Raw genomic sequence first — 26,818 nt, 5'->3', positions numbered from 1 at the left:
TGACCATGGCCACCGTTTCCTTCCAGCAGGCCAGCCGGATCTACCCCAAGTCCGAGCGGCCTGCGGTCGACTCCCTGGACCTGCAGATCGCCGACGGCGAGTTCCTCGTCCTGGTCGGGCCCTCCGGGTGCGGCAAGTCCACGTCGCTGCGGATGCTCGCCGGGCTGGAGGAGGTCGACACCGGGTCGATCGTGATCGGCGACCGGGACGTCACCGACTCCCCGCCCAAGGAGCGGGACATCGCGATGGTGTTCCAGAACTACGCCCTGTACCCGCACATGACGGTCGAGGAGAACATGGGCTTCGCGCTCAAGCTCGCCGGCATCTCCAAGGACGAGCGCGCCACGCGGGTCCGCGAGGCGGCGAAGATCCTGGACCTGGAGCCGTACCTGTCCCGCCGGCCCAAGGCCCTCTCCGGTGGCCAGCGCCAGCGCGTGGCCATGGGCCGGGCGATCGTGCGCAACCCGCAGGTCTTCCTGATGGACGAGCCGCTGTCCAACCTCGACGCCAAGCTGCGCGTGCAGACCCGCACCCAGATCGCGGCCCTGCAGCGCCGGCTGGGCACCACGACCGTCTACGTCACCCACGACCAGGTCGAGGCGATGACGATGGGCGACCGGGTCGCGGTGCTCAAGGACGGCGTCCTGCAGCAGTGCGACACCCCCGGCGTCCTCTACGACCGGCCGGCCAACGTCTTCGTCGCCGGCTTCATCGGCTCCCCGGCGATGAACCTGGTCACCGGCGACGCGGTGGACGGCGGCGTGCAGGTCGGCAGCGCGGTGCTGCCGGTCCCCCGGGACCAGCTGACCCGGGCCGCGGCCAGCAACGGGAAGGTGACCGTCGGGTTCCGCCCCGAGTCCGTGCGCCTGGCCGGCCCCGGTGAGGGCCTGCCGGTCCGGGTCAACGTGGTGGAGCAGCTGGGCTCGGACGCCTTCCTCTACACCTCGCTCGCCGACGCCCCCGACGACGTCCTGCACTCCGCGGACCTCGTGGTCCGCACCGAGCCCCGCACCCCGATCGCCGCCGGGCAGCAGCTCTGGCTGGGCGCGGACCGAGGTGCCCTGCACGTGTTCGACGCCCAGACTCAGCAGCGGGTCGACTGAAGGCCCCTGCCCCCTCGCACGCTCGCGGCGGGCCCCTGCGGGGGCCCGCTGCCCACTCCCCCGCACGGCCTGACCTCGCCGCGCGGTCCCCCCCACGCCCTCGCAAGGAGCACCTCTGTCATGACCTCCACCGACGTGCGCCCGCAGACCGCTGCCGGGTCGACCTTCCCGCCGGGCTTCGTCTTCGGCGCTGCCACCGCGGCCTACCAGATCGAGGGCGCGGTCGACGTCGACGGCCGCGGGCCGTCGATCTGGGACACCTTCAGCCACACCCCCGGCAAGACCTTCCAGGGCGACACCGGCGATGTCGCCGTCGAGCACTACGTCCGCTACCCCCAGGACGTCGCGCTGATGAAGGACCTGGGCCTGGACGCCTACCGGTTCTCCGTCTCCTGGCCCCGGGTGCTCCCGGCCGGCACCGGCGCGGTCGAGCAGCGTGGCCTGGACTTCTACCGCCGGCTGGTCGACGAGCTCCTCGGGGCCGGCATCGCCCCCTGGCTGACGCTGTACCACTGGGACCTGCCGCAGGCGCTGCAGGACAAGGGCGGCTGGACCGACCGGGACACGGCGTACCGGTTCGCCGAGTACGCCGGCGTCGTCTACGACGCCCTCGGCGACCGGGTGCCGCACTGGTCGACGCTGAACGAGCCGATGTGCAGCTCGCTGCTGGGCTACATGGCCGGCCAGCACGCCCCCGGCCACCAGGACCCGGTCGAGGCCTCCCGCGCGGTGCACCACCTGCTGCTCGGGCACGGCCTGGCCACCCAGGTGATGCGGGACAAGGGCGCCGACCACCTCGGCATCACGCTGAACTTCACGCCGATGTCGCCGGCCACCGACTCCCCCGCCGACGTCGACGCCGCCCGCCGGCTCGACGGTCAGCAGAACCGGATGTTCCTGGTGCCGATCGCCACCGGGGAGTACCCGGCCGACGTCGTCGCCGACCTGGCGGACGCCGGTGCCCCGCTGCCGATCGAGGACGGCGACCTGGAGGTCATCTCCACGCCGCTGGACTGGCTGGGCGTGAACTACTACTTCGAGTCGACGGTTCGCGGGCTCAGCGAGCCCAGCGGCAAGCACCCGACCTTCATCGGCGCCGAGCGCGTGGAGGACCTGGAGCCCGAGGGCCCGACCACCACGATGGGCTGGGGCATCTCCCCGGAGGCGTTCACCGCGCTGCTCACCCGGATCTCCGGGATCGCGCCCGGACTGCCGCTGTTCATCACCGAGAACGGCTCGGCCTGGCCGGACGAGGTCGCCGCGGACGGTCAGGTGCACGACCCCGAGCGGGTCGACTACCTGCTGCGGCACCTCGCCGCGATGACCGAGGCGATCGACGCCGGTGCCGACGTCCGCGGCTACTTCGCCTGGTCGCTGCTGGACAACTACGAGTGGGCCCGCGGGTACGCGCAGCGCTTCGGGCTGGTGCACGTCGACTACGCCACCCAGGTCCGGACGCCGAAGGACAGCGCCCTCACCTACGCCGACGTCATCCGCAACGCCAAGGACGGCGCGTGACCGACGCCTCCACCGCCGACCTCGCGGGACGCCGGGTGCTGCTCACCGGCGCCTCCCGCGGGGTCGGCGCGGCCGTCGCCCGGCAGCTGGTCGCGGCCGGTGCCGACGTGCTCGGCACCGCCCGGGACGAGCGGCGGCTGGACGAGCTCACCCGGGACCTGGCCGACGGCCCCGGCTCCTTCACCGCCGTGGCCGCCGACCTGACCGACGAGGCCACGCCGCACCGGCTGGCCGAGGCGGTCGGGCAGCGGTGGGGCGCGCTGGACGTGCTGCTGAACAACGCCGGGGTGATGCTCGCCCGCGAGGCCCGCTTCGAGGACGAGCCGGCCGGCACGCTCGAGGAGAGCCTGCTGGTCAACTGCGTCGTCCCGCACCGGCTGGTGCTCGCGCTGCTCCCCGCCCTGCGCAAGGGCACCGACCCCCGGGTGGTGCACGTCAGCTCCGGGGCGGGCACCACCGAGCTCATCGGTGACGCCGGGATCGGCAGCTACCGGGTGAGCAAGTGGGCGCTGAACGGGCTGGTGCTCATGCAGGCCGCGCAGCTGGCCGGGGAGGTGGCGGTCAACGCCCTGGACCCCGGCTGGGTGCGCACCGACCTGGGCGGGCAGGAGGCACCGGGCACTCCGGAGGAGAGCGCGGCGGGCGCCCTGGCGCTGCTGCGCGAGCCGCCGGCGGTGACCGGCCGGATCTTCAAGGACGGCGCCGAGATCGCCTTCTGAGCTCGTCGACTGGAGGAACCCGTGCTGGACGACGACGTCCGCCGTCGGGTGCTGGACTGTCTGCTGGTCTCCCAGCGCCACTCCTGGGACCAGGGGCTCACGGCGGCCGTGCTCGAGGAGTCGGGCGCGGCCGCCGCGCTGCAGGCGCTGGTCGACGACGCGGTCGCCCGCCAGCTGCCCGACGGCCGGCTGGCCGAGCTGGACCCGGCCTGCGCGGTGAACGGCGCGGCGCTCGGTGAGTTCGTCGACTCCCTGGCGCACCGGCTCGGCGACCCGGCGCTGGCCGCGGCCGCCGCCCGCCAGCACGGCTGGGTGTCCTCCGGTGCGCCGCGGGCTGCGGACGGGACGCTGTTCCACCTGCTGGGCAGCCGCCAGGTGTGGGCCGACACCGTCTACATGGTCGTGCCCTTCCTGGCCTGCCGCGGCGACGGCGCTGCGGCGGTCGCCCAGCTGACCGGTCACCGCAGCCGGTTGCGCGACCCGGTCAGCGGGCTGTGGGCCGCCCGCTGGGACGAGGACGCCGGGGCGCTGGCCGACCCACGGGCCTGGGGCACCGGCAACGGCTGGGTCGCCGCCGGCGCGGCCCGCGCGGTGTGCTGGCTGCCCGGCGCCGCCGGCACCGCGGTCGCCGCGGAGGTGCGCGCCCTGCTGGACGCCATCCTGCCCCTGCGCCGTCCCGACGGGCTCTTCGGCGACGTGCTCGACGACCCGGCGACGCCGGCGGACACCAACGTCGCCGCGATGCTCGGCGTCGCGGCGCTGACCGGGGCGGCAGAGGGCTGGCTCCCGCACCGGTACGGGAACGTCGGGGAGTCGCTGCTCGCCGCCGTGGTCAACCGGGTCGACGACCTCGGCCGGGTCGCCGGCGCGAGCGCGGCGCCGCACTTCGACCGGCCCGGCCACTCCCCCGAGGCCCAGGCGTTCCTGCTGCTGGCCGACGCGGCCTGCCGGCGCTGGCGCGCCGGACGCGGCTGAGGAGGAGACAGCCCGGCCGCCGCGGCCTACAGTGGGCTTCTAGTTGAGCCCTCAACAGAAGTGAGGTCGCCATGCCCGCCGTGACCGTCGAGGACACCACCACGCTGGCCCGGGTCCCCCTCCCCGCGCCCCGCACGGTCCGCCGCCGGGTGCGCTCGGTGACGACTGCGCCGTCCGGCTTCGAGGGCGAGGGCTTCCCGGTCCGGCGCGCCTTCGCCGGCGTCGACCTGCGTGCCCTCGACCCGTTCCTGCACATGGACCAGATGGGCGAGGTCGAGTACGCCCCCGGTGAGCCCAAGGGCACCTCGTGGCACCCGCACCGCGGCTTCGAGACCGTCACCTACCTCCTCGACGGCACGTTCGAGCACGCCGACAGCCACGGGGGCGGCGGCACGATCAGCGACGGCGACACCCAGTGGATGACCGCCGGCGGCGGCGTCCTGCACATCGAGCGGCCGCCGGAGTCGCTGGTGCTCAGCGGCGGGCTGTTCCACGGCCTGCAGCTGTGGGTGAACCTGCCCGCGGCGCAGAAGTGGGTGGAGCCGCGCTACCAGGACCTGCGTGCCCGCCAGTCGGTGCTGCTGACCAGCCCGGACGGCGGGGCACTGCTGCGGGTGATCGCCGGCGACGTCGGCGGGCACCTCGGCCCGGGCAGCACGTACACCCCGATGGCGATGGTGCACGCGACCGTCTCCCCCGGGGCGTCCCTGGACCTGCCCTGGCGGCCGGACTTCAACGCGCTCGTCTACGTGCTCTCCGGGTCCGGCGCGGTCGGCATCGACGCCGCTCCGGTGCACACCGGACAGCTCGCCGTCCTCGGCCCCGGCGACACGGTGACCGTGCACGGCACCCGGCCCGGCGACCGGCACGCCGAGGCCCGCACACCGGACCTCGACGTCGTCGTCCTCGGCGGGCTGCCGATCCGGGAGCCGATCGCGATGTACGGGCCGTTCGTGATGAACACCCGGCAGGAGGTGCTGGACGCGATGACCGACGCCTCCGCCGGCCGGCTCGGCACCATCCCGGCCGCCCGGGTCGCGCACGGTGACGTGCACGGTCTGAGCGAGTAGGAAGGCGGCCATGAGCAACCTCGAGCCACGGCCGGCGCCGCACGAGCTGGGCGGGCGCGCCCAGGCGTCGGCCGGACCGGCGCTGGACCTGCTGCCGGGCAAGGAGGTGCTGCTCGGCGAGGCCACGCACGTCCGCCGGCTGCTGCCCACCCTCGGCCGGCGGCTGGTGGGCGCGTGGGCCTTCGTCGACCACTACGGGCCGGACGACGTGTTCGGCTCCGAGGGCATGCAGGTGCTGCCGCACCCGCACACCGGGCTGCAGACGGTCTCCTGGCTGCTGGACGGCGAGGTGCACCACCGCGACTCCCTCGGCAGCGACGTGGTGATCCGGCCGCGCGAGCTGGCGCTGATGACCGCCGGCCACGCGATCGCGCACGCCGAGCAGTCGCCGGCGGTGCACCCGCGGTACCTGCACGGCGCGCAGCTGTGGGTGGCGCTGCCCGAGGGCGTCCGGGACGTCGCCCCGGCCTTCGAGCACCACACCGCACTGCCGGGCTTCGACTCCGACGGGGTGCAGGCGACCGTGCTGATGGGCGCGATGGCCGGCGCCACCTCACCGGGGACGGCGCACACCCCGCTGGTCGGCGTGGACCTGGCGCTCTCCGCCGGCGCCGACGTGGAGCTGCCGCTGGAACCGGACTTCGAGTACGCGGTGCTCACCGCCTCCGGGTCCGCCGACGTCGAGGGCGTGCCGCTCACCCCCGGCGCGATGCTCTACCTGGGCTCGGGCCGGCGGACCGTGCGGCTGCGCGCGGACGACGCCGCCCAGCTCCTGCTGCTGGGCGGCGAGCCGTTCGAGGAGCGGATCGTCATGTGGTGGAACTTCGTCGGCCGGACGGGTGAGGAGATCGCCGAGTACGCCGAGCAGTGGGCCGAGGGCGACCGGTTCACCGACGTCCCCGGCTTCGACGGCCACCGGCTCGGCGCCCCCGCCCTGCCCCCGCTCCCCCTCAAGCCCCGCGGCCGCGTCCGCTGACCCGGAGGGGCCGACGTCGCGATCCTGGCCCCTCCTGGTCAGCGCGCGGCGGCGGCCCGGCGCCGCCGCCCGATCTCGCGGGCCGTGAGCACGGCCAGGCCCACGACGGTGAGCGGCAGCAGTCCCCACAGCGCCACTGCGGTGACCGCGGGCGCGGCGCTCGAGCCGATCGCGGTGAGCACCAGCACGGTGACGTAGACCGCGTACCAGGCCAGCAGCAGCCCGCCCTCCCAGCGCGCCAACGTGGCGTGGGTGAGCAGCAGCGGCACGAGCGCCAACGCCACGACGATCATCACCGGCACGTCGAAGCGCAGGGCGGAGGGGTCGACCGGGAGGCCGCCCGGGGCGACGACGGCGGTGAGCCCGAGCACCATCCCGATGTTGAGCACGTTGCTGCCCACGATGTTCCCCAGCGCCATCTCCCGCTGGCCGCGCACGGCGGCCACCACCGAGGTGGCCAGCTCCGGCAGCGAGGTGCCGATGGCGACCACGGTCAGCCCGATGACCAGGTCGGAGAGCCCCAGCGCCGAGGCGATCGTGGTGGCGGCGTCGACCAGCAGCCGGGCGCCGACGACCAGCAGGGCGAGGCCGGCCAGCAGGGAGCCGGCGGGGGGCAGGAACGAGCGCGGCCGGACGGGCGGCCGGGCGGCACCGGTCTCCTCCGGGGCCCCCTCGCGCCGGCCGGCCCGCACCTTCCAGCCGAGGTAACCCGCTGCCAGGGCCACCAGCAGGAACCCCTCCCACAGCGCGACGGTGCCGTCGGCGGCGAGCACGAGCAGCAGGACCGACAGCCCGAGCAGCGCCGGCACGTCGCCGCGCAGCAGCCCCCGGTCGACGGCCAGCGGTGCGGCGAGCGCCGTGAGCCCGCCGACCAGCAGCACGTTGGCGATGTTGCTGCCGACCACGTTGCCGACCGCGAGCCCGGCCACGCCGGTCAGCGCGGCGTCCAGCGAGACGGCCAGCTCGGGCGCGGCCGTGGCGAACGCGACCACGGTGAGCCCGATGACCAGCGGGGAGATGCCGGCCGCGCGACCCAGGGCCGAGCCCCCGCGCACCAGGAACTCCCCTCCGACGGTGAGCAGGGCGAGTCCGGCCAGCAGCTCGATCACCGTCACGTCGCAGCCGCTACCCAGCCGACTCCGAGATCAGCCGTCACCCCCGAGACCGACGACCCGAGAGGGGCCAAGGTCGCGATCTTGGCCCCTCCCGGTCAGCTGTCCGCGGCGCGGAGGGTGTTCCAGTGGGTGCGGCGGCGGGCCTGCTCGTCGGGGTCGGGCACCGGCAGGGAGGCGATCAGCCGCTGGGTGTACGGGTGCTTCGGCGCGCCGAGCACCTCCGCGCCCGTGCCCTCCTCCACCAGCTGGCCGCGGTAGAGCACCGCGATCCGGTCGGCGAGCAGGTCGACCACGGCCAGGTCGTGGCTGATGAACAGCGCGGCGAACCCGAGCTCCCGCTGCAGCTCGTCGAAGAGCTCCAGCACCCGGGCCTGCACCGACACGTCCAGCGCAGAGGTCGGCTCGTCGGCGATGAGCAGCTCCGGCTGCAGCGCCAGGCTCCGGGCCAGGCTGGCCCGCTGCCGCTGCCCACCGGAGAGCTCGTGCGGGTAGCGGTCGCCGAACGCCTTCGGCAGCTGCACCGCCTCCAGCAGCTCGTCGACCCGCGGCCGGGCCGCACGCGGGTCCTTGGCGCGCTTGTGCACCACGAGCGGCTCGGCCACCGCCTCGGCGATGGTGAGCAGCGGGTTGAAGCTGGACGCCGGGTCCTGGAAGACGAACCCGATCCGCTCGCGCACCGGCCGGAACGTGCGCTCCTTCATCCCGTTCATCTCGGTGCCCAGCACCGTCAGCGAGCCGTGACTGACCTTGGTCAGGCCGGCGATCGCCCGTCCGATGGTGGTCTTCCCGCTGCCGGACTCCCCGACCAGGCCGAGCACCTCGCCCGGGCGGATGCTGAAGCTGACGCCGTCCACGGCGACGAAGTCCGGTCGGCGCATCCGGCCGGGGTAGACGATCCGCAGGTCCTTCGCCTCGACGACCGGGGGGGCGCCCGCCCAGCCGGCCGCGCGCCGGGCGGCCCGCGCCCGGGTGTGCTCGACGCCCTGCCCGAGCCGCGGGACGGCGGCCAGCAGCTGCTGGGTGTACCGGTCCTTCGGTGCACTGAACAGCGTCCGGACGTCGGCCTGCTCGACGATCCGGCCCTGGTACATGACGGCGACCCGGTCGGCCAGGTCGGCGACCACGCCCATGTTGTGCGTGATCAGCACGATGGCCGCGCCGAAGTCGTCCCGGCAGCGGCGCAGCAGCTCCAGGATCTCCGCCTGCACCGTGACGTCGAGCGCCGTCGTCGGCTCGTCGGCGATGATCACGCCGGGGTCGAGCACCAGGGCCTGGGCGATGACGATCCGCTGCTTCTGCCCGCCGGAGAACTGGTGCGGGTAGTGGTCGACCCGGTGCTCGGGATCGGGGATGCCGACCAGGCGCAGCACGTCGATCGCCTTGGCCCGGGCCTCCTTCTTGCTGTACTTCCCGTGCGCCCGCAGCCCCTCGGCGATCTGCCAGCCGATCGGGTAGACCGGGTTCAGCGAGGTCGAGGGCTCCTGGAACACCATCGCGGCGTCCTGCCCGCGCACCTCGCGCAGCTGCGCGCCGGACAGCGGGACGACGTCCTGCTCGGCGGTGCCGTCCTTGCTGCTCAGCACCACCGCACCGCGCACCCGCGCGGTCTCCGGCAGCAGGCCCAGGATGCTGCGCGCGGTGACGGTCTTGCCGCTGCCGCTCTCCCCCACGATGGCCAGCACCTCACCGGCCTGGACGGCGAGGGTGACGTCCTGCACCGCGGTGACGGCACCGGCGTCGGTGGCGAAGGAGATCTGCAGGTCCTTGATGTCGACGACGCTCATGAGCGGGTCCCTCCTCCGTCCTGGCCGGTCACGTCCGGTCCGGCCACCTGCCCCTCGGCCGGCTCGGCGCCGGTGGCACCGGCCGGGGGCGGCGTCCCGGGCCGCTCGCCGGCCACCGTGACCCCCAGGCCACCAACGCCCGCCGGTCCGCTGGTCAGCGCACCGCCGGGGACGGCGGCGACCTCGCCCTCCTCCGCCGGCTCCTGGTCGGCCACCCGGCGGCGGGTGCGCAGCCGGGGGTCGGCGAGGTCGTTGAGGCTCTCGCCGACCAGCGTCAGCCCGAGCACCACCAGCACGATCGCCAGGCCGGGGAACAGCGAGGTCCACCAGATCCCGCTGGTCACGTCGGACAGCGACTGCTGCAGGTCGTAGCCCCACTCCGCGGCGGCGGTGGGCTGGATGCCGAAGCCGAGGAAGCCCAGGCCGGCTAGGGTGAGGATCGCCTCTGAGGCGTTCAGCGTGAGGATCAGCGGCAGCGTGCGGGTGGCGTTGCGCAGCACGTGCCGGAGCATGATCCGGCGGTTGCTCGCCCCGATGACCCGGGCGGACTCGACGAAGGCCTCCGCCTTGATCCGCACCGTCTCGGCCCGGACCACCCGGAAGTACTGCGGGATGAACACCACGGTGATGGAGATGGCGGCGGCCATGATGCCGCCCCACAGGCTGGACTGCCCCCCGCTGATGACGATCGCCACGATGATCGCCAGCAGCAGCGCCGGGAAGGCGTAGATCGCGTCGGCGATGACGACGAGCACCCGGTCCAGCCAGCCGCCGAAGTAGCCGGAGACCAGGCCGAGCAGCACGCCGGCGACGATCGACAGCAGGACGGCGACGACGATCACGTAGAGCGCCGTCCGTGAGCCCCAGATCACCCGGGACAGCACGTCGTACCCGCCCACGGTCGTGCCGAGCAGGTGGTCGCCGGACGGTGGCCGCTGGGCGCCGAACAGCCCCTCGGCGTCGCGCAGCTGGCCGTACTCGTAGGGCGCCAGCAGCGGCGCGAACAGCGCGGTGAGCAGGAAGACGCCCATCAGCACCAGCCCGGCCACGAGCATGCCGCGCTGCAGGCCGACGCTCTGCCGCAGCTGGTGGACGATCGGCAGCGAGCGCCAGGACCGGCGCCGGCGGGACGGTGCCGTACCGGGCTCGCCGGCCGGGCCGGCCGCGGTGGGCACGGAGGTCGCCGTGGCCATGTCAGTACCTCACCCGGGGGTCGATGAGCGCGGCGATGATGTCGACGATGAAGTTGGTGACGGCCACGATGACCGCCAGCAGCACGACGATGCCCTGCACGGCCACGAAGTCGCGGGCCTGCAGGTACTGGGCCAGCTGGAAGCCCAGGCCCTTCCACTCGAACGTCGTCTCGGTGAGCACGGCGCCGACGAGCAGGATGGCGATCTGCAGGCCGATGACGGTGATGATCGGGATCAGCGCCGGGCGGTAGGCGTGCTTGCGCAGCAGCCGGGACTCCGCGACGCCCCGCGAGCGGGCGGCCTCCACGTAGCCGGTGCCCAGCGTGCCGATCACGTTGGTGCGCACCAGCCGGAGGAAGATGCCGGCGGTCAGCAGGCCCAGCGCGATGGCGGGCAGGACGGCGTGCGCCAGGACGTCGCTGATGATCTCCCAGTCGCCGGTCTGGAGCGCGTCGATCAGGTAGAAGCCGGTCGGGCTCTCCAGGAACTGCAGCTCGATCTCGGTGCCGGTGGAGGCCCGGCCGGCGACCGGCAGCCAGCCCAGCCCGGAGGCGAAGACGAGCTTGAGCAGCAGGCCGGCGAAGAAGACCGGCGTGGCGTAGCAGAGGATCGCGAAGACCCGCAGGACCGCGTCGGGGAAGCGGTCGCGGAAGTAGGCGGCCAGCATGCCCAGCGGGATGCCGACGATGAACGCCACGATCAGCGCGTAGACGGTCAGCTCGAGCGTGGCGATGCCGAAGGTGGTCAGCACCTCGAGGACCGGACGCCGGTCGCTGAGCGTGGTGCCGAAGTCGCCCTGCACCAGGTTGCCCAGGTACTCGAGGTACTGGGTCATCAGCGGCCGGTCGTACCCGGCCTCCCGGACCCGCTCGGCCAGCTGGTCGGCCGGCAGCCGCCCGCCGAGCGCGGCGGTGATCGGGTCACCGGTGGCCCGCATCAGGAAGAAGACGGTCGTGACCAGGATGAAGATGGTCGGGAAGATCAGCAGGAACCGGACCAGCAGGTAGCTGCCCAGCCCCCCGCTGCCCTTGCGCCGGCGCCGGGGCGCCGGGGCGGGGGCACCGACGGGGTCGGCGGTGCTCCCGGTGGGTTCGGTCGTGGTGGTGGTCATCTCTCCCAGCCTGAGGTGGCGGCGGACATGCCGGTGCCCCGGGCGACCCGCGAACGGCGGGTCACCCGGGGCAGTCTGCTCCGGCTCGATCAGCCCTTGCTGAGGGCCCCGTAACGGAACTTGAAGGACGGGTCGAGGGTGTCCTCGGCGCCCTGCACGTCGGTCCCGGTGACGGCGACCTGGGCACCCTGCAGGTAGGGCAGCGTCGACAGGTCGTCGGCGACCTCGCCCTGGATCTGCTCGATCAGCGCCTGCCGCTCGGCCGGGTCGGTGGTGGTGGCCTGCTGCAGGATCAGGTCGTTCACCGCCTCGTCCGAGTAGTGGTTGCCCAGGAAGTTCTCCGTGAGGAAGAACGGCGTCAGGTAGTTGTCGGCGTCGGAGTAGTCCGGGAACCAGCCGAGCTGGTAGGCCGGGTACACGTCGGCGGTGCGGTCCTCGGAGTACTGCACCCACTCGGTGGTCTGCAGGTTCACCGTGAACAGGCCGCTGGACTCCAACTGGTCCTTGATCAGCGCGTACTCGTCACCCGAGGACGGGCCGTAGTGGTCGTTGGAGTACTGGAGGTTGAGCTCCACCGGCGTCTGCACGCCGGCCGCCTGCAGCACCTGCGCGGCCGCCTCGGCGTCCGGGGCGCCCGAGCCGTCGCCGTACTTCTCCAGCAGCGGCTCGACGGCGCCGGTGAGGCCCTCGGGCACGTAGGAGTACAGCGGCGTGTAGGTGCCCTTGTAGACCTGGTCGGCCAGCTCCTCGCGGTCGATCAGGTGCGCAGCGGCCTGCCGGACGGCCAGGGCCTTGGCCGGGTCGGCCTCGGGGGTGGTCGCGCCGTAGGGCTGGGTGTTGAAGTTGAACGTGATGTAGCGGATCTCCCCGCCCGGGCCGTCGACAACGTTGACGGAGTCGTCGCCGCGCAGGTCCTCCACGTCGGTAGCGGTCAGGCTGCGGAAGGCGACGTCGACGTTGCCCTCCTGGACGTCGAGCTTCAGGTTCGACGCGTCCGCGTAGTAACGGACGTTGACCGTCTCGGTCTCCGGCGCGCCGAGCAGGCCCTGGTAGCCCTCGAACGCCTCGTAGGAGACGAGGTTGTTCTGGTCGTAGTTGGTGATCGCGTACGGGCCGGCGAAGGCGTTGCCGTCGACGATCTCCTGGTCCGTGGTCAGCGCGTCGGCGGCGAAGACGTCCTCGTCCACGATCGGGCCGGCCGGGCTGGAGAGGATCTGCGGGAACACCTGGTCGTCGGGCGACTTCAGGTTGAACACCACGGTGGTGTCGTCGACGACCTCGGTGCTCTCGAGGTTGTAGAGCAGCGACGACGGGCCGCTCTCGTCGTTGATCGCGACCATGCGGTCGAAGGAGAACTTCACGTCCGAGGCGGTGAGCTCGTTGCCGTTGGCGAACGTCAGCCCGTCCTTCAGCGTCACCGTGTACTCGGTGGGCGAGGTGAACTCGGCCGACTCGGCGATGTCCGGCTCGACGTCGGGGCTGCCCAGCGGGGTGTTCATCAGGAACGGGTAGACCTGGTTCATCACGGCGAAGGAGCCGTTGTCGTACGAACCGGCCGGGTCGATCGTGGTGATCTTGTCGGTGGTGCCGATGATCAGCGAGTCGCCGCCACCGGAGCCGCCGCCGTCCCCGTCGTCGCCGCCGCACGCCGACAGCGCCAGAGCCGTCGCCGTGATGCCCGCTGTGGCGACCAGCGCACGCCGGCCACTCCTGGACACGGAGTTCATCCGCTACCTCGTTCTCATGGGCGGCGGCCCGCGGCGCACCAAGGCACACCGCAGCCGCCGGTGGCCGTTGGGAGATGCATGACTAACACACCTTTCCCACGACGTGGGATGCCGGGGGTCGGGGCGTGACCGAGTCGTGACCGGCGGACGACCCGGGACGCATGGCCAGGGTCAGAAGTCGCCGCCACCGCCGAAGTCGCCGCCACCGAAGCCCCCGCCACCGCCGAAGTCGCCGCCACCGAAGCCACCGCCGCCACCGAAGTCACCGCCACCACCGCCGCCGAACCCGCCGCCGTAGCCACCGCCCAGACCGCCCAGCAGGATGCTGCCGAGCATGCCGCCGGCCACCCCACCGGCGACGCCACCGGCGAAGCCCCCGCCCATAGAGCCCCGCCGGGGGCCCCTGCCGTAGCCGGGGCGGCCGTACCCACCGCCGTAGCCGCTGGCCATGTACTCCTCGACGTCCTGCTGGGCGGCGGTCAGCGCCTGCCGGGCCAGGCCGTCGGCGCGCTGGGCCGCCCGCAGGGCCGCGATCGGGTCCGCCGCGGCGGACCGGGACGCCTCGTCCAGGTGCCGCTCGGCCTCGGCCAGCCGGGTGCGTGCGGGGCTGCCGACGGCGCCGCGCCGGGTGGAGATGAAGTCACCGGCGACGGTGACCGACGAGTCGGCGGCGCGGATGGCCTGCTGGAGGTGGGCCGTCGCCCGCTCCTGCTGCTGCCGGACGTCGCGCGCCGGCTCCAGGGCCGCCTCCAGGGCCAGGTCCGCCTCGTCCAGCCGCCGGACCACGGCCAGCGGGTCGGGCAGCTCACCGTCGCGCGGCTGCAGCTGCGCGGTGCTGCCGGCCAGCGCGCTCTCGGCCCGGGCGAGCTGCTCCCGCAGCCCCGGGGTGTCGACGCCGCGGGACAGCATCGCCTGGGCCTCGGCGATGTCCCGCTCCGTTTCCGCCCGCACCTCGTCGAAGCGCGCGCCGCTGTCCCCCAGCTCCTCGGCCAGCCGGCCCACCGCGTCCAGCAGCGTGCGGCTCTGCGCGAGTGCGTCCTCGGCCGCCCGGATCGCCGGGACCGCCCCGGCGGGCCGACCCTGGTCGAGCTCGGCCTGCCCGGAGGCGACCGCCTGCTCGGCGAAGTCGGTGCGGGTGCGCGCCTCGGTCACGTTGTCGGCGACCGGCGCCCAGGCCGAGCGGGCGTACCGCCGCTGCAGGTCCTCCAGGGTCGCCTCGGTCGCCGGGATCCGCTCCCGCACCCCCTGGATCACCGGGGTCAGCGCGGCCAGTGTCTCGGGTGCGGACTCCTGCAGGTGGCGCAGCTTCGCGTACGCCTCGGCCTGCTCGGCCAGCCGAGCGTCGGCGGCCGCGGTGAGCTGCAACAGCTGGGTGAGCATGCGGCGCTGGGTGGGCTCGTCCTCGGGGAACTCGTCGTCCAGCTCCTGCCGCAGGGCGAACGCCTGGGAGAGCTCGGCCTTGGACCGGTTCAGCGCGTCCTGGAAGCCGGCGACCGACTGCTCGCCGTACTGGGAGCGGGCGTAGGCCAGGTCGAGCTCGGAGGTCTTGACCGCCTCGTCGAGGTCGAGCAGCTCCTGGCTGGCCCGGAAGGTCAGCTGCTCGGTGGAGGTGCCGTGGTGCGGGTCGCGGGCCGCGGCCTCGGCGGCAGCGCGCTCCTCCGCAGCCCGGGCGGCGACGGCCTGCTGCTTCTTGCGCCGCCGGCTCTTCATCAACGCGTACCCACCACCGCCGACGACGGCGATCCCGACCAGCACGGCGAGGGCTCCCCCGCCGCCGTCACCGCCGGCATCGGCCCCGGCCACCGAACCGGCCTCGTCGACCTGCAACGCCTCGGCCATCGCCACGGCCGCACCCGCCCAGTCGCCCTCCTGCAGCTCCGGCCGGGCCGAGGCGTCGACCAGTTGGTCCAGCTCCGCCCGGTCGGCGATGCCGGTGCCCGGCCCGGTCTGGTACCCGACCTGCTCCTCGCTCGGGGACACGGCCAGCAACACGTCGTTCGCGCCCAGGCCCTGGTCGAAGGCCTGGTCGACCCAGGTGCCGGGCTCCAGCCCGTCGAAGGAGTCGACGTAGACGACGTAGAGCTGGGTGCCGTCCTCGGCCTCCAGCTCCTGCAGCGCGGACTCGACCTCGGCCTCCTCACCGGCGTCGAGGACGTCGGCCTGGTCGACGAGCTGCTCGGTCGGCAGGAACGGCTCGACGGCGAGGGCCGGACCCGCGGTCAGGAGGACGGCGGGCACACCGACGGCCAGCGGGACGAGCAGCCGGGAGAGGAGACGCATGGGTCCATCGTCCCCCACCGCCCTGCAGGTGGGCTGCGTGACGGCCGGGCACGGGCCCACCCTGGTCACGCGCCCTGGGCCAGCGGTTCTGCGGGCACCCCGGCGAGCCGGTGCTTGGCGACGGCGATCGGCACCTGCCCGATCAGCGCCGGCAGCAGCCAGAACACCGGGTTGCCGGTCTCGGCGATCAGCACGCCGGTGACCAGCGCGATGTAGGAGCCGCCCAGCAGGTGTGGCTGCCAACTGCGCCACCCGGACCACCGGCGGCGCCGGGCCAGCGCCCCGGTGACCGCCAGCACCCCGGTGCCGACGGCCACCGGCAGCAGCCACACCAGGCTCGGGTCGGTGACCGCCAGCAGGCCGGCCGTCACCGCCACCACGCCGACCGCGACCTGGTAGCCGACCGCCGGCCCCCGGCCCGACCGCCCGCGCTGCCGGGCCAGCAGCCAGGCCGGCCCGAGCAGCAGACCGGCGGCGCCGGCCACGACGTGCAGGTACAGGACGACGTCGCGCACGCCGACCACTCCCCTCGGTCGGGTCGGTGAGCCGGCCCGGCGCTGTCCCGTCGTCCGCTCGGCGGGGCAGGACCCAGCCTCTGCCCTGCCAGCCGCCGGGCACAGGTGCCAGATGTCAGGTCCTGTCCGGGCTCAGCCGGCCGGCTCCTGCATGACCGAGAACGCTGCTCTCCACGGGTCGGTGACGACGGCGACCCGGCCGTACGGGGTGTCCTCGGCCGGCATCAGCACCGCGCCGCCGCCGGTCTCGACCGCCCGGACCGCCGCGTCGGTGTCGGCGACCGAGAACGCGTTGCTCCAGCCGCGGGGCAGCCCTTCGACCACGCCCCCCAGCCCGCCCAGTGGGCGGTCACCGGTGGCGAAGGTGCTGTAGCCGCCGGCGTCCGGGATCTCCTCCCAGGCGAAGCCGAACACGGCGGTGTAGAACTCCTGCGCCGCCGCCGGGTCGTCGACGGCGGCCTCGTTCCAGGCCAGCGCGCCGGGTTCGTTGAAGACCTGCACGCCGGTGGTGGTGCCGGCCTGCCAGAGCCCGAACGGGCTGCCCTGCGGGTCGGCGACGATCGCCATCCGGCCGGCCGGGCCGACGTCCATCGGCGGGGCGAGCACCGTGCCGCCGGCCTCCGTCACCCGGGCGGCCGTCGCATCGGCGTCGTCGGTGGCGAAGTACGTCGTCCAGCGGGGTGGGTCGGCGGGGTCCTGCTGCGGGCCGAGCCCGGCCGCCTCGTGCCCGTCCTTCAGGCAGAACAGGTACCCGCCGGAGTCGGGACCGGTGTCGCGGTAGGTCCAGTCGAGGACCGCTGCGTAGAAGGACCGGGCGGCGTCCGGGTCGGGGGTGCCGAGGTCGATCCAGCACGGTGTGCCGGCGGGCCAGGATGTCGTGCGAGTGGGCATCGCTCCTCCTCGTGTCGGGAGGCCGACCGTCCCACCGCGCACCGACAGTTCGACCGGCGCGGCGCGCCACGTCTGCCCGCCGCTGCACGGGGTAGGGGGCTGACCACCGCCCGAGACCAGACCGCCCCAGACCAGGAGGCCCTGTGCCCGACCGCGTCCCCGCCGCCGACCTGCCCCCGGGCGCCGTGCGCCCCGCCGGACGGTGGGCGGTGGCCAACACCGGCGACCGGCTGGCCGCGGTCTCCCGCCGGTGCCGGCACCAGCTCGCCGACCTCGCCGACGGCCACGTCGATGCCGAGGGCTGCCTCGTCTGCCCGTGGCACCAGGCCCGCTACGACCTCTCCACCGGCGAGATGGTCTCCGGCCCGCGCGGGTTCCTCGGCTACCACGGGCCCACCCCGGGCTACTCCGGGCTGGTCAAGCGGTTCGGCCAGGTGCTGCGGCTGCGGGTGCGCCGGGCGGTCCGGCGGGGCCCGGACGTCGTCGTCGAGCCCTGACCCCGCCGGTCCTGCTCCGGTCGGTACGGCTCAGAAGGCGGGGATGACCGCGCCCCCGTAGTTCTCCTCGATGAAGGTCCGCACCTCGTCGGAGTGCAGCAGCTCCTCCAGCTGGCCGATCCGCTCGTCGTCCTCGGTGCCGGCGCGCACGACGACCAGGTTGGCGTTGGGGTTGCCCTCGGCCTCCTCCAGCGCGAGGGCGTCCTCGGCCGGCGAGAGGTCGGCGTCGATGGCGTAGTTGCCGTTGATCACCGCGGCGTCGACGTCGACGAGCGACCGGGGCAGCTGGGCCGCCTCGATCTCCTGGATCTGCAGGTTCTTGGGGTTGCCCTCGACGTCGAGCGCGGTGGGCGCCGCGTCACCGGTGTCGGCCAGCGTGATCAGGTCGTTGGCGGCCAGCAGCCGCAGCGCCCGACCGGCGTTGGTCGGGTCGTTGGGGATCGCCACCGTCGCGCCGTCGGGCAGCGCGGCGAGGTCGGTCAGCGAGTCGGAGTAGATGCCCAGCGGCTCGATGTGCACCGGCTCCAGCGCGGTGAAGTCGTAGCCGGCGTTGGCCTCCTGCTCCTCCAGGTAGGGGACCGTCTGGAAGTAGTTGGCGTCGATCGAGCCGTCGTCCAGGGCGACGTTGGGCTGGACGTAGTCGGTGAACTCGACGATCTCCAGGTCCAGACCGGCCTCGTCGGCGAGTTCGTCGTCGACGAAACGGAGGATCTCCGCGTGCGGGACCGGCGACGCCCCGACCTGCAGGGGCTCGTCCTCGGCCGACAGCTCGGCGGTGCCCCCACCGCAGGCGCTCAGCGCCAGGGCGGTCGCGACGGCGGCCGCAGCGGCCAGGGGGTTCTTCGTGCGCATGATCGGTTCTCTCCTCGGTGGAACGGGACGGACGGTCAGGAGGTGGCGAGCCGGCGGGCCCAGCGGTCGCCGGCCCACTGGAGGAGCTGCACCACCACGAGCAGCAGGACGACGGTCGCCAACGTGATGTCGGTGCGGAACTGCTGGTAGCCGTAGCGGATGGCGAAGTCGCCGAGCCCGCCGCCACCGATCGCGCCGGCCATGGCCGAGTAGCTGATCAGCGCCACGACCGTGACGGTGACCCCGGCGACCAGCGACGGCAGCGCCTCGGGCAGCAGCACGGTGCGGACGACATCGCGGCGCCGCGCGCCCATGGCCAGCGTCGCCTCGACCTTGCCGTGCGCCACCTCGCGCAGGCTGGTCTCGACCAACCGGGCCAGGAACGGGACGGCGCCGATGGTCAGCGGCACGATCGTCGCCGTCGAGCCGATGGTCGTGCCGACGATGCCGCGGGTGACCGGGGCGACCAGGACCAGCAGGATGATGAAGGGCAGCGAGCGGCCGAGGTTGACGACCAGGCCGAGCACCCGGTTCAGCAGCGGGTGCGGGGCGAGCGCCCCGGGCGCGGTGATGGTGAGCAGTACGCCCAGCGGCACGCCGAGCAGCACGGTCAGCGCAGTGGCGACGCCGACCATGTAGAGCGTCTCGCCAGTGGCGTCCAGCAGCTGCGGGGCGATCCGGGACCAGTCGTTCATCGCTGCACGTCCGGGGCGTCGGCGAGCCGCTGCACGTCGGGCTCGCGGGGTGGCCGGGGTGCGTCGTCGGCGTCCGGCTGGGGGCGGGGGTCACCGGCGGCGGCCCGCTCCACCAGGGCACCGGCTGACCGCAGCCGCGCCAGCGCCGGGTCCAGCCGGCCGTCGTCGCCCTCGACCCGCAGCAGCAGCCGGCCGAAGCGCCGGCCGGCGACGGTCTCCACCGAGCCGCCGACCACCTCGACCGACAGGCCGAGCTCGGCGGTCAGGGTCTGCAGGACGGCGCCGTGCGGGGTCGCGTCGGTGACCGTGACCAGCACCAGCGCACCTGCGGCCTCCCCCGCGGCGGGCGTCGCCGGGGCCGGGACCAGCTGGGCGGCCAGCGCAGAGCCCGGGCGGGCGAGCACCTCGGCCAGCGGACCGCCGTCGACCACCCGGCCGTCGCTCATCAACACCGCGCTGTCGCAGACCGCACGGACGACCGACATCTCGTGGGTGATGAGCAGCACGGTCAGCCCCAGCTCAGCGCGCACCTGGCGCAGCAGCTCCAGCACGCCGGTGGTGCTGGCGGGGTCCAGTGCCGAGGTGGCCTCGTCGCAGAGCAGCACGGAGGGGCGGGCGGCCAGGGCGCGGGCGATCGCGACCCGCTGCTTCTGCCCACCGGAGAGCTGCGCCGGCCGGGAGGCGTGCCGGTCGGCGAGGCCGACCAGGTCCAGCAGGTCCGCGACCCGGCGGCGGCGTTCGGTGCGGCCGACCCCGGCCAGCTCCAGCGGGTGCTCCACGTTGCCGGCCGCGGTGCGGGAGTCGAGCAGGTTGAAGTGCTGGAAGATCATGCCGATGCTGCGGCGGGCCTCCCGGACCCCGGCGGCGTCGAGGTCGGTGAGCACCCGGCCGTCCACGGTGACCGTCCCCGAGGTCGGCCGCTCGAGCAGGTTCACCAGCCGGGCCAGGGTGCTCTTCCCCGAGCCGCTGGGGCCCACCACACCCGCGAACTCACCGCGGGCGACGGACAGGCTCACGCCGTCGAGGGCGACCACCTCGCCGGCGGTGCGGCGGGCGGGGAAGACCTTGCGGACGTCGGACAGCTCGATCACGGGGGTCCTCGCAGGTGGAGCGGACGGCGGGCACAGCTCTCCACTGCCGGGGTCCAGCTGGCTCGGCGCCGAACGGCGCGGCGCGGACCTCCGGTCAGGGGTGTCGGCTCACCGACAGAGCGTGCCGGCCAGGCGCATGAGGTCGATGGCGCGACGACGCGTCAACGAACCGGGCCCGACCACCCGTCCAGAGTGCCCGGTGACTCCTGCACCCCGCCAGTTCCCAGGCGTCGCTGTGATCGAACGCTCAACCAGTACGGCCCCCTTGCAGGGGCCCGCGCCGAGCTCGCGAGGCGTGGGGGGCAAGAGGGTCCTTCCTCAGGCGTCGATGCGGCGGCGGCCCTCGAACGCCCGGCCCAGGGTGACCTCGTCGGCGTACTCCAGGTCACCGCCCACCGGCAGCCCACTGGCCAGCCGGGACACCGCCAGCCCCAGCGGGCCGACCAGCCGGGCCAGGTACGCGGCGGTCGCCTCGCCCTCCAGGTTCGGGTCGGTGGCGATGATCAGCTCGGTGACCTGGCCGTCCATCAGCCGGGTCATCAGCTCCTTGACCTTCAGGTCGTCGGGGCCGATCCCCTCGATCGGGCTGATCGCCCCGCCGAGCACGTGGTAGCGGCCCTTGAACTCCCGGGTCCGCTCGATCGCCACGACGTCCTTGGGCTCCTCGACGACGCAGATGACGTCGAGCGTGCGCCGCGGGTCACGGCAGATCCGGCACTGCTCGGCCTCGGCGACGTTGTGGCAGGTCACGCAGAAGCGGACCTCGGCCTGCACCCGCTGCAGCGCGGCGACGAGCCGGCCGACGTCGGTCGACTCGGCGGCCAGCAGGTGGAAGGCGATGCGCTGCGCGCTCTTGGGACCGACGCCGGGCAGCCGCCCGAGCTCGTCGATGAGGTCCTGGACAGCGCCCTCGTACACGGTTCTCCTTCGATGCGGGTGGCGGTGTGCGCACCCGGGTGGATCAGAGGCCGGGGAGACCCAGCCCGCCACCGAGACCGCCGGTCAGCGGGCCCATCGTGGAGGCGGTGAGCTCGCCGACGGCGCGCTGGGCGTCACGGACGGCCGCGACCACCAGGTCCTGCAGGCTCTCGACGTCGTCAGGGTCGACGGCGGCCGGGGCGATCGTGACGGCGGTGACCTCACCGCTGCCGGTCATGGTCACGGTGACCAGCTCGCCACCGGCCGAACCGGTCACCTCGGCGCGGGCCAGCTCCTCCTGCGCAGCAGCCAACTGCTGCTGCATCTGCTGTGCCTGCTTCATGATCTGCTGCATGTCGGGCTGGCCACCGGGTCGCATGGTCCGAGCGTAGGTGCTGGCACCGACAGCCCGCCGCACGCGCTCCCGCGCCGGGCCGACGTGAGGTGCGGCCGGGGTCGGTGGCAGGGTCGTCCCGTGGCCAACGACGGCGTACCGGTCCGCAGCCCCGTGGGCGGGGCACGTACCGGGCCGTGGTCGCAGCTGGCGCTCATCGCGCTGACCCAGGTGCTGGCGCTGGCGGTGTGGTTCTCCGCGTCCGCGGTGCTCCCGGTGCTGCGCCGCGACTGGGAGCTGGGCACGGCCGGTGGGGTCGGCCTCACCGTCGCCGTGCAGCTGGGCTTCGTGGTGGGCGCGCTGGCCTCGGCGACGACCGGGCTGGCCGACCGGGTGCGCCCCGAGCGGCTGCTGGCGACCGGGGCCGGCGCCGCCGCCGCGTGCACCCTCGGCGTCGCCGTCCTGGCCGACGGGCCGCTGGTCGGAATCGCGCTGCGCTTCCTCACCGGGACGGGCCTGGCGCTGGTCTACCCGATCGGCATGAAGCTGATGGCCTCCTGGTTCGGCGCCCGCGGCCGGGGGCTGGCGCTCGGCGTGCTGATCGGTGCGCTCACCCTGGGCTCGCTGCTGCCGCAGCTGCTGGTCGGCGTCCTCGGCGACTCGTGGCGGACCGTGCTGGTCGCCGCCGCGGCCAGCGGCGCGGTCGCTGCCCTGCTGGCGCTGGGGCTGCTGCGCGCCGGACCGCACCTGGCGGTCGGCGCCCGCCCCCGCGCCGCGCAGGCCTTCGACGGCTTCCGGTCGGCCCGCCCGCGGCTGGTGAACCTCGCCTACCTCGGGCACATGTGGGAGCTCTACGCCCTCTGGACCTGGGCCGCGGTGTGGATGACCGCCTCGCGGGACGTGTACGACCCCGCCCTGCCGGCCGCCCGGATCGCCCTGCTGACCCTGACCGCGTTCGGGATCTGCGGCGCCGCGGGCTGCGTGCTGGCCGGCTGGCTCGCCGGCCGGTGGGGCCGGGCGCCGGTCGCCACCGTCGCGGTGGCCACCAGCGGCGTGTGCTGTCTGCTCTCGCCGTGGGCCTGGTCGTGGCCGACGGGGGTGTTCGCCGTCTTCGTCTGCGTCTGGGGAGCCAGCGTCATCGCCGACTCGGCGATGTTCTCCACCCTGCTCAGCGAGGTGTCCGACCGGCGCTGGGTCGGCACCGCCCTGACCGTGCAGACCGCGACGGGCTTCCTGCTCACCACCGTGACGATCAGCGCGCTGCCCTACCTGGCCGACGCGGTCTCCTGGCGGTGGACGCTGGTGCTGCTCGCCGCCGGCCCGGTGCTGTCGGTCGCCGCGCTGACCCGCTTCCGGGCCCTGGACCGGACGCCGGGGGTCGCTGCCCACTGAGCACCGGCGCCCGGCACGATGGGCGGGCCGGCGCCCTGGCCACCACGAGGTACCGAGCACGAGGCACGAGGAGGGGACGGCGATGGACGTCGAGGAGACGCGGCTGCCGGGCATCGGTCTGCGGCACGACCTGGTGACCGCGCAGGGACGGCGGGTGGGGGTCATCTCCCAGCGCAACGGGGCCCGGCACGTCGTCCTCTACGACGAGCAGGACCCGGACGCCACCGCGGCCACGATCGAGCTGACCGCCGAGGAGAGCGAGGTCGTCGCCGAGCTGCTGGGCGCGCCCCGGATCACCGAGCGGTTGTCCCGGCTGCGCGAGCAGGTGGAGAGCCTGGCCACCGAGGGCGTGCCGATCGAGCCCGGCTCCCCCTACGTCGCCGCCACCCTGGGCGATGCGGCCATCCGGACCCGCACCGGCGCCTCCGTGGTCGCGGTGGTCCGCGGCGAGGAGATGATCGCCTCCCCCACCCCGGACTTCCGGTTCCAGGTCGAGGACCGGCTGGTCGTGGTCGGGACGTCGGACGGTGTCGCAGCGGTCGGTGACCTGCTCAACCCCCGCTGATGGAGGTCGGGCACACCGCGGTCCTGCTGCTCGAGCTCGGCGCCGTCGTCTTCGGGCTGGGGCTGCTCGGCTCGCTGGCCGGCCGGATCGGCCTGTCCCCCATCCCGCTGTACCTGCTGGCCGGGCTGGCGTTCGGCACCGGCGGACTGCTGCCGCTGGACGCGCCGGAGGGCTTCTTCTCCACCGGCGCTGAGGTCGGCGTCGTGCTGCTGCTGCTCGTCCTCGGGCTGGAGTACACCGCCGGCGACCTGGTCGATAACCTGCGCCGCCAAGCGCCGGTCGGCGTCGCCGACCTGCTGCTCAACGGCCTGCCCGGCGCCGCGCTGGCGTTGTTCCTGGGCTGGGGCCCGACGGCCGCGCTGGCCCTGTTCGGCGTCACCGCGATCAGCTCCTCGGGGATCATCTCGAAGCTCCTCACCGACCTCGGCCGCCTCGGCAACCGGGAGACCCCGGCCGTGCTCGGCGTGCTGGTCATCGAGGACCTGGCGATGGCCGCCTACCTCCCGATCCTCACCGGCGTCGTGGCGGCCAGCAGCACCGGTGACGCGGTGCTGTCGGTCACCGTCGCGCTGACCACCCTCGCGGTCGTGCTGGCCGTCGCGGTGCGCCACGGCCACTCCGTGACCCGGTTCGTGGGGGCGCGGTCCAACGAGATCCTGCTGCTCCGGGTGCTCGGGCTGGCGCTGCTCGTCGCCGGCGCCGCCGAGGCGGTGCACGTGTCGGCCGCGGTCGGCGCGTTCCTGCTCGGCATCGCCCTCTCCGGCGAGGTCGCCGAGCGGATCGGGGACGTGCTCTCGCCGCTGCGGGACCTGTTCGCCGCCGTCTTCTTCGTCTTCTTCGGGCTCTCGACGGACCCGACCCAGCTGCCGGCCGCCCTGCTGCCCGCGGCCGCGCTCGCCGCCGTCGGCATCGTCACCAAGTTCGGCACCGGCTGGATCGCCGGGCGCCGGGCCGGGGTCGGGCCACCCGCACGGGTGCGCGCCGGTGCCGCGCTGGTGGCCCGCGGCGAGTTCTCGATCATCATCGCCGGGCTGGTGCTCGGCAGCGTCCCGGCGGCCTTCGGCTCGACGGTCGCCGCCTACGTGCTGATCCTGGCCGTGCTGGGGCCGCTGACCCCGCGGCTGGTCGACCCGTGGGTGCGCCGGCTCGCCCAGCGTTCCGCGCCGCCCCGGTCCGCGCCGTAGGGGGCGGCGCGCCGGTCAGCTGTCGATCGGCCGCGCGCCGAGCTGGGTGCGCAGCAGCTGCAGCGCGGCGGCCTCGGGGTCCAGCGCCGGCGCGTTGTCCGCGGCGCCGCCGGAGTCCGCGTCGGCGGCCCGTTCGGCCATCAGCTCGTCGGCCTCGGCGGACTCCGCGGCCTGCACGGCGGCCCGCGCGGCCTCCGGTGACACCGGTGCCCCGCCCGGACGGCCTCCTGCGCCGCCGGGCTGACCCGGGCCACCCTCGACGACGGCCTGCACCTTCCAGCGGACGCCCAGCAGCTCCTCCAGCGACTGCCGGATGACGTCCTTGTTCAGGTCGTCGCCCAGCATCTTTGCCAGCGCCGGCGAGGTGGCCGCCAGGGTGAGCACCCCGTTGGTCAGGTCGTGCACCTGGGCGCTCTTGAGCAGCGCCTCGGTGGTGCGCTTGTGCCCGCGCACCACCTTGAGCAGCTCCGGCCAGATCCGCCGGACGTCGGCCGTGGTCAGCGCACCGTCGTCACCGGCGGGCTCCTCCGGGGTGGCCGACACCAGCGGCGTCGGCTCGCCGCCGCGTGGCGCAGGCGCCGACTCCGCTGCGGCGCCGGGCGCGGGAGCGGGAGCGGCGTCGGCGTCCGGCGTGGTGGCCCGGCGCGGTTCCGGAGCGGCGGGGCGGGACGGCTGCGGCCAGTCCTCGTCGTCGGTGGGCTCGGGCGGCAGCGGGACCTCGGACGCCGAGGACCCCTCCGACCGGGGCCGCGGCGGCTCGGCGGCCGGCGGCCGGGAGGACGACGGCGCCGGGGCCGGGGCGCCCGGGCGGGCGGTCACCGGCCAGCCGTCGTCCCCCTCCGGGGCCGGCGGGGACGCCGGGGCGGGCGTCGGGGTGGCCGGCGCGGAGCGGGCCTGCGAGGGACGCACGTAGGCCGGCCGGCTGGGCTGCGCGGCGGCGGGGGGCGCTGCCGGCTCGGCGGCCGGGGGCTGGGCCGGAGCCTGCGTCGGAGTGGCCTGAGCCGGGGCCGGCGGGGCCTGCGCCGGAGCCGGCGGGGCCTGCGCCGGAGCCGGCCGGGCGGGCTCGCGCACCGGCGCCGGCACGGCCGCCGCCTCCGGGCGGCCCGCGTGCTCGCCGGCGATCGACATCCGCCGCTCCAGCCGCTCCAGGCGCTGCAGGGTGGCCGTGGCCGAGCCGTCGACCCCGGGCAGCAGCATCCGGGCGCAGACCAGCTCCAGCAGCAGCCGGGGGGCCGTCGTCCCGCGCATCTCGGTGAGGCCCTCGTGCACGGTGTCGGCCAGCCGGGACAACGTGGCGGAACCCAGCGCCTGGGCCTGCCGGCTCATCACGTCGAGCCGGTCGGGCGGGCTGTCGAGCAGGCCGTTGCCGCCGGCCTCGGGCACGGCGTCCAGCACGATGAGATCGCGCAGCCGGTCCAGCAGGTCGGTGGCGAAGCGGCGGGGGTCGTGCCCGGCCTCGACCACCCGGTCGACGGCCTGGAAGACGCCCGGCGCGTCGGAGGCGGCCAGGGCGTCGACGGCCTCGTCGAGCAGCGCCTCGTCGGTGACACCGAGCAGGCCCACGGCCGACCGGTAGGTGACCCCCTCGGGGCCGGCGCCGGCCAGCAGCTGGTCGAGGATCGACAGCGAGTCGCGCACCGAGCCGCCGCCGGCCCGGACCACCAGCGGGAACACCGTCGGCTCCACGGTGACGCCCTCGGCCTCGCACGTCCGCTCCAGCAGGCCGCGCAGCGTGCTGGGCGGCACCAGCCGGAACGGGTAGTGGTGGGTGCGCGAGCGGATGGTCGGGAGGACCTTCTCCGGCTCGGTGGTGGCGAAGACGAAGACCAGGAACTCCGGCGGCTCCTCGACCACCTTGAGCAGGGCGTTGAAGCCCTGCGAGCTCACCATGTGCGCCTCGTCGACGATGTAGACCTTGTAGCGGCTGTGGACCGGGGCGAAGAACGCCTTCTCGCGCAGGTCGCGGGCGTCGTCGACACCACCGTGGCTGGCCGCGTCGATCTCCATGACGTCGATCGAGCCGGGGCCGTCGGGGGCCAGCGCGATGCACGAGCCGCACACGCCGCAGGGGGTGGAGGTGGGCCCCTGCTCGCAGTTGAGCGAGCGCGCCAGGATCCGCGCCGACGAGGTCTTCCCGCAGCCCCGCGGCCCGCTGAACAGGTAGGCGTGGTTGATCCGCCCGCCGTCCACGGCGTTCATCAGGGGTGCGGTGACGTGCTCCTGCCCGACCACCTCGGCGAAGGTCGCCGGACGGTACTTGCGGTAGAGCGCCAGAGCCACGCCGCGAGGCTACGTGGCCGCACCGACTCCCTG

24 protein-coding genes are annotated in these 26,818 nt (G+C 74.4%); 10 read left to right on the top strand and 14 right to left on the bottom strand.

The window, feature by feature from the left end:
* Nucleotides 1-5: 5 nt before the first annotated feature.
* The 6 genes from O2W15_RS18945 to O2W15_RS18920 all read left to right on the top strand — a co-directional run bounded on the left by O2W15_RS18945 (nt 6) and on the right by O2W15_RS18920 (nt 6,361).
* Nucleotides 6-1,103 carry an ABC transporter ATP-binding protein gene (locus O2W15_RS18945; protein ID WP_269180514.1) on the top strand — a complete coding sequence of 366 codons (1,098 nt, stop codon included), beginning with the start codon at nt 6-8 and terminating at the stop codon, nt 1,101-1,103.
* Between the two features lie 120 nt (nt 1,104-1,223).
* Nucleotides 1,224-2,621, top strand: a complete 1,398-nt coding sequence (locus O2W15_RS18940; protein ID WP_269180513.1) for a GH1 family beta-glucosidase — start codon at nt 1,224-1,226, stop codon at nt 2,619-2,621.
* Nucleotides 2,618-3,340 (top strand): SDR family NAD(P)-dependent oxidoreductase, encoded by a 723-nt coding sequence (locus O2W15_RS18935; protein WP_269180512.1) that lies wholly within the window; start codon nt 2,618-2,620, stop codon nt 3,338-3,340. Before O2W15_RS18940 ends, O2W15_RS18935 begins: the two co-directional genes overlap by 4 nt.
* 21 nt (nt 3,341-3,361) lie before the next feature.
* The gene (locus tag O2W15_RS18930; RefSeq protein ID WP_269180511.1) at nt 3,362-4,315 is read left to right on the top strand and encodes a glycoside hydrolase family 88 protein; all 954 of its coding nucleotides are present in this window, start codon (nt 3,362-3,364) and stop codon (nt 4,313-4,315) included.
* Nucleotides 4,316-4,386: 71 nt separating this feature from the next.
* Nucleotides 4,387-5,385 carry a pirin family protein gene (locus O2W15_RS18925; protein ID WP_269180510.1) on the top strand — a complete coding sequence of 333 codons (999 nt, stop codon included), beginning with the start codon at nt 4,387-4,389 and terminating at the stop codon, nt 5,383-5,385.
* Nucleotides 5,386-5,395: 10 nt separating this feature from the next.
* Nucleotides 5,396-6,361, top strand: coding sequence for a pirin family protein (locus O2W15_RS18920; protein WP_269180509.1), 966 nt, complete (start codon nt 5,396-5,398; stop codon nt 6,359-6,361).
* A 38-nt stretch (nt 6,362-6,399) separates the two neighbouring features.
* Here the strand turns inward: O2W15_RS18920 and O2W15_RS18915 are convergent, their stop codons facing one another.
* From O2W15_RS18915 to O2W15_RS18880, 8 genes are all read right to left on the bottom strand, one after another.
* The gene (locus O2W15_RS18915) at nt 6,400-7,476 is read right to left on the bottom strand and encodes a calcium/sodium antiporter (RefSeq protein ID WP_269180508.1); all 1,077 of its coding nucleotides are present in this window, start codon (nt 7,474-7,476) and stop codon (nt 6,400-6,402) included.
* A gap of 95 nt (nt 7,477-7,571) precedes the next feature.
* Nucleotides 7,572-9,260 carry a dipeptide ABC transporter ATP-binding protein gene (locus O2W15_RS18910; RefSeq protein WP_269180507.1) on the bottom strand — a complete coding sequence of 563 codons (1,689 nt, stop codon included), beginning with the start codon at nt 9,258-9,260 and terminating at the stop codon, nt 7,572-7,574.
* Nucleotides 9,257-10,453: an ABC transporter permease gene (locus tag O2W15_RS18905; protein ID WP_269180506.1), complete on the bottom strand. Its 1,197-nt coding sequence runs from the start codon at nt 10,451-10,453 to the stop codon at nt 9,257-9,259. The genes O2W15_RS18910 and O2W15_RS18905 overlap by 4 nt, the downstream gene beginning before the upstream one ends.
* 1 nt (nt 10,454) lies before the next feature.
* Complete coding sequence (locus O2W15_RS18900) at nt 10,455-11,564, bottom strand: ABC transporter permease (protein ID WP_269180505.1); 1,110 nt, start codon at nt 11,562-11,564, stop codon at nt 10,455-10,457.
* 89 nt (nt 11,565-11,653) lie between these two features.
* Nucleotides 11,654-13,291, bottom strand: a complete 1,638-nt coding sequence (locus tag O2W15_RS18895; RefSeq protein ID WP_269180504.1) for an ABC transporter substrate-binding protein — start codon at nt 13,289-13,291, stop codon at nt 11,654-11,656.
* Nucleotides 13,292-13,462: 171 nt separating this feature from the next.
* Nucleotides 13,463-15,571: a TPM domain-containing protein gene (locus O2W15_RS18890; RefSeq protein ID WP_269180503.1), complete on the bottom strand. Its 2,109-nt coding sequence runs from the start codon at nt 15,569-15,571 to the stop codon at nt 13,463-13,465.
* A 65-nt stretch (nt 15,572-15,636) separates the two neighbouring features.
* Nucleotides 15,637-16,086 carry a hypothetical protein gene (locus tag O2W15_RS18885; RefSeq protein WP_269180502.1) on the bottom strand — a complete coding sequence of 150 codons (450 nt, stop codon included), beginning with the start codon at nt 16,084-16,086 and terminating at the stop codon, nt 15,637-15,639.
* A gap of 132 nt (nt 16,087-16,218) precedes the next feature.
* A complete protein-coding gene (locus O2W15_RS18880; protein WP_269180501.1) occupies nt 16,219-16,977 on the bottom strand; it encodes a VOC family protein in 759 nt (252 codons plus the stop codon).
* Between the two features lie 143 nt (nt 16,978-17,120).
* On the opposite strand from O2W15_RS18880, the gene O2W15_RS18875 reads away from it, so the two are divergent.
* Nucleotides 17,121-17,474 (top strand): Rieske (2Fe-2S) protein, encoded by a 354-nt coding sequence (locus O2W15_RS18875; protein ID WP_269161282.1) that lies wholly within the window; start codon nt 17,121-17,123, stop codon nt 17,472-17,474.
* A 30-nt stretch (nt 17,475-17,504) separates the two neighbouring features.
* Here the strand turns inward: O2W15_RS18875 and O2W15_RS18870 are convergent, their stop codons facing one another.
* The 5 genes from O2W15_RS18870 to O2W15_RS18850 form a co-directional block, all read right to left on the bottom strand.
* Nucleotides 17,505-18,326, bottom strand: coding sequence for a MetQ/NlpA family ABC transporter substrate-binding protein (locus O2W15_RS18870; RefSeq protein WP_269161281.1), 822 nt, complete (start codon nt 18,324-18,326; stop codon nt 17,505-17,507).
* Nucleotides 18,327-18,361: 35 nt separating this feature from the next.
* Nucleotides 18,362-19,021 carry a methionine ABC transporter permease gene (locus tag O2W15_RS18865; protein WP_269161280.1) on the bottom strand — a complete coding sequence of 220 codons (660 nt, stop codon included), beginning with the start codon at nt 19,019-19,021 and terminating at the stop codon, nt 18,362-18,364.
* Nucleotides 19,018-20,112, bottom strand: coding sequence for a methionine ABC transporter ATP-binding protein (locus O2W15_RS18860; RefSeq protein WP_269180500.1), 1,095 nt, complete (start codon nt 20,110-20,112; stop codon nt 19,018-19,020). Before O2W15_RS18860 ends, O2W15_RS18865 begins: the two co-directional genes overlap by 4 nt.
* 318 nt (nt 20,113-20,430) lie before the next feature.
* The gene (gene recR / locus O2W15_RS18855; protein ID WP_269159620.1) at nt 20,431-21,030 is read right to left on the bottom strand and encodes a recombination mediator RecR; all 600 of its coding nucleotides are present in this window, start codon (nt 21,028-21,030) and stop codon (nt 20,431-20,433) included.
* 43 nt (nt 21,031-21,073) lie between these two features.
* Nucleotides 21,074-21,409, bottom strand: a complete 336-nt coding sequence (locus O2W15_RS18850) for a YbaB/EbfC family nucleoid-associated protein (RefSeq protein ID WP_269161278.1) — start codon at nt 21,407-21,409, stop codon at nt 21,074-21,076.
* 96 nt (nt 21,410-21,505) lie between these two features.
* Here O2W15_RS18850 and O2W15_RS18845 point away from each other — a divergent pair, with 96 nt between their 5' ends.
* The 3 genes from O2W15_RS18845 to O2W15_RS18835 all read left to right on the top strand — a co-directional run bounded on the left by O2W15_RS18845 (nt 21,506) and on the right by O2W15_RS18835 (nt 24,505).
* Complete coding sequence (locus O2W15_RS18845) at nt 21,506-22,756, top strand: MFS transporter (protein ID WP_269180499.1); 1,251 nt, start codon at nt 21,506-21,508, stop codon at nt 22,754-22,756.
* 82 nt (nt 22,757-22,838) lie between these two features.
* A complete protein-coding gene (locus tag O2W15_RS18840) occupies nt 22,839-23,321 on the top strand; it encodes a cation:proton antiporter regulatory subunit (protein WP_269180498.1) in 483 nt (160 codons plus the stop codon).
* On the top strand, nt 23,321-24,505 hold the full coding sequence (locus O2W15_RS18835) for a cation:proton antiporter (RefSeq protein ID WP_269180497.1): 1,185 nt from the start codon (nt 23,321-23,323) through the stop codon (nt 24,503-24,505). Before O2W15_RS18840 ends, O2W15_RS18835 begins: the two co-directional genes overlap by 1 nt.
* 15 nt (nt 24,506-24,520) lie before the next feature.
* Here the strand turns inward: O2W15_RS18835 and O2W15_RS18830 are convergent, their stop codons facing one another.
* The gene (locus O2W15_RS18830) at nt 24,521-26,785 is read right to left on the bottom strand and encodes a DNA polymerase III subunit gamma and tau (protein ID WP_269180496.1); all 2,265 of its coding nucleotides are present in this window, start codon (nt 26,783-26,785) and stop codon (nt 24,521-24,523) included.
* Nucleotides 26,786-26,818: the final 33 nt, after the last annotated feature.

It is taken from the genome of Modestobacter sp. VKM Ac-2979 (assembly GCF_026967995.1).
Lineage (GTDB): Bacteria > Actinomycetota > Actinomycetes > Mycobacteriales > Geodermatophilaceae > Modestobacter.
The sequence above is the reverse complement of the archived record's forward strand: the minus strand, read 5'-3'. Positions and strand labels throughout refer to the sequence as shown.

Bases quoted from the DNA above. Each gene is read 5' to 3' on its own strand.
- O2W15_RS18895 (WP_269180504.1), bottom strand. From the start codon at position 13,291: ATGAACTCCGTGTCCAGGAGTGGCCGGCGTGCGCTGGTCGCCACAGCG.
- O2W15_RS18850 (WP_269161278.1), bottom strand. From the start codon at position 21,409: ATGCGACCCGGTGGCCAGCCCGACATGCAGCAGATCATGAAGCAGGCA.
- O2W15_RS18920 (WP_269180509.1), top strand. From the start codon at position 5,396: ATGAGCAACCTCGAGCCACGGCCGGCGCCGCACGAGCTGGGCGGGCGC.
- O2W15_RS18925 (WP_269180510.1), top strand. From the start codon at position 4,387: ATGCCCGCCGTGACCGTCGAGGACACCACCACGCTGGCCCGGGTCCCC.
- O2W15_RS18865 (WP_269161280.1), bottom strand. From the start codon at position 19,021: ATGAACGACTGGTCCCGGATCGCCCCGCAGCTGCTGGACGCCACTGGC.
- O2W15_RS18890 (WP_269180503.1), bottom strand. From the start codon at position 15,571: ATGCGTCTCCTCTCCCGGCTGCTCGTCCCGCTGGCCGTCGGTGTGCCC.
- O2W15_RS18870 (WP_269161281.1), bottom strand. From the start codon at position 18,326: ATGCGCACGAAGAACCCCCTGGCCGCTGCGGCCGCCGTCGCGACCGCC.
- O2W15_RS18940 (WP_269180513.1), top strand. From the start codon at position 1,224: ATGACCTCCACCGACGTGCGCCCGCAGACCGCTGCCGGGTCGACCTTC.
- O2W15_RS18835 (WP_269180497.1), top strand. From the start codon at position 23,321: ATGGAGGTCGGGCACACCGCGGTCCTGCTGCTCGAGCTCGGCGCCGTC.
- O2W15_RS18880 (WP_269180501.1), bottom strand. From the start codon at position 16,977: ATGCCCACTCGCACGACATCCTGGCCCGCCGGCACACCGTGCTGGATC.
- O2W15_RS18910 (WP_269180507.1), bottom strand. From the start codon at position 9,260: ATGAGCGTCGTCGACATCAAGGACCTGCAGATCTCCTTCGCCACCGAC.
- O2W15_RS18945 (WP_269180514.1), top strand. From the start codon at position 6: ATGGCCACCGTTTCCTTCCAGCAGGCCAGCCGGATCTACCCCAAGTCC.
- O2W15_RS18840 (WP_269180498.1), top strand. From the start codon at position 22,839: ATGGACGTCGAGGAGACGCGGCTGCCGGGCATCGGTCTGCGGCACGAC.
- O2W15_RS18905 (WP_269180506.1), bottom strand. From the start codon at position 10,453: ATGGCCACGGCGACCTCCGTGCCCACCGCGGCCGGCCCGGCCGGCGAG.
- O2W15_RS18900 (WP_269180505.1), bottom strand. From the start codon at position 11,564: ATGACCACCACCACGACCGAACCCACCGGGAGCACCGCCGACCCCGTC.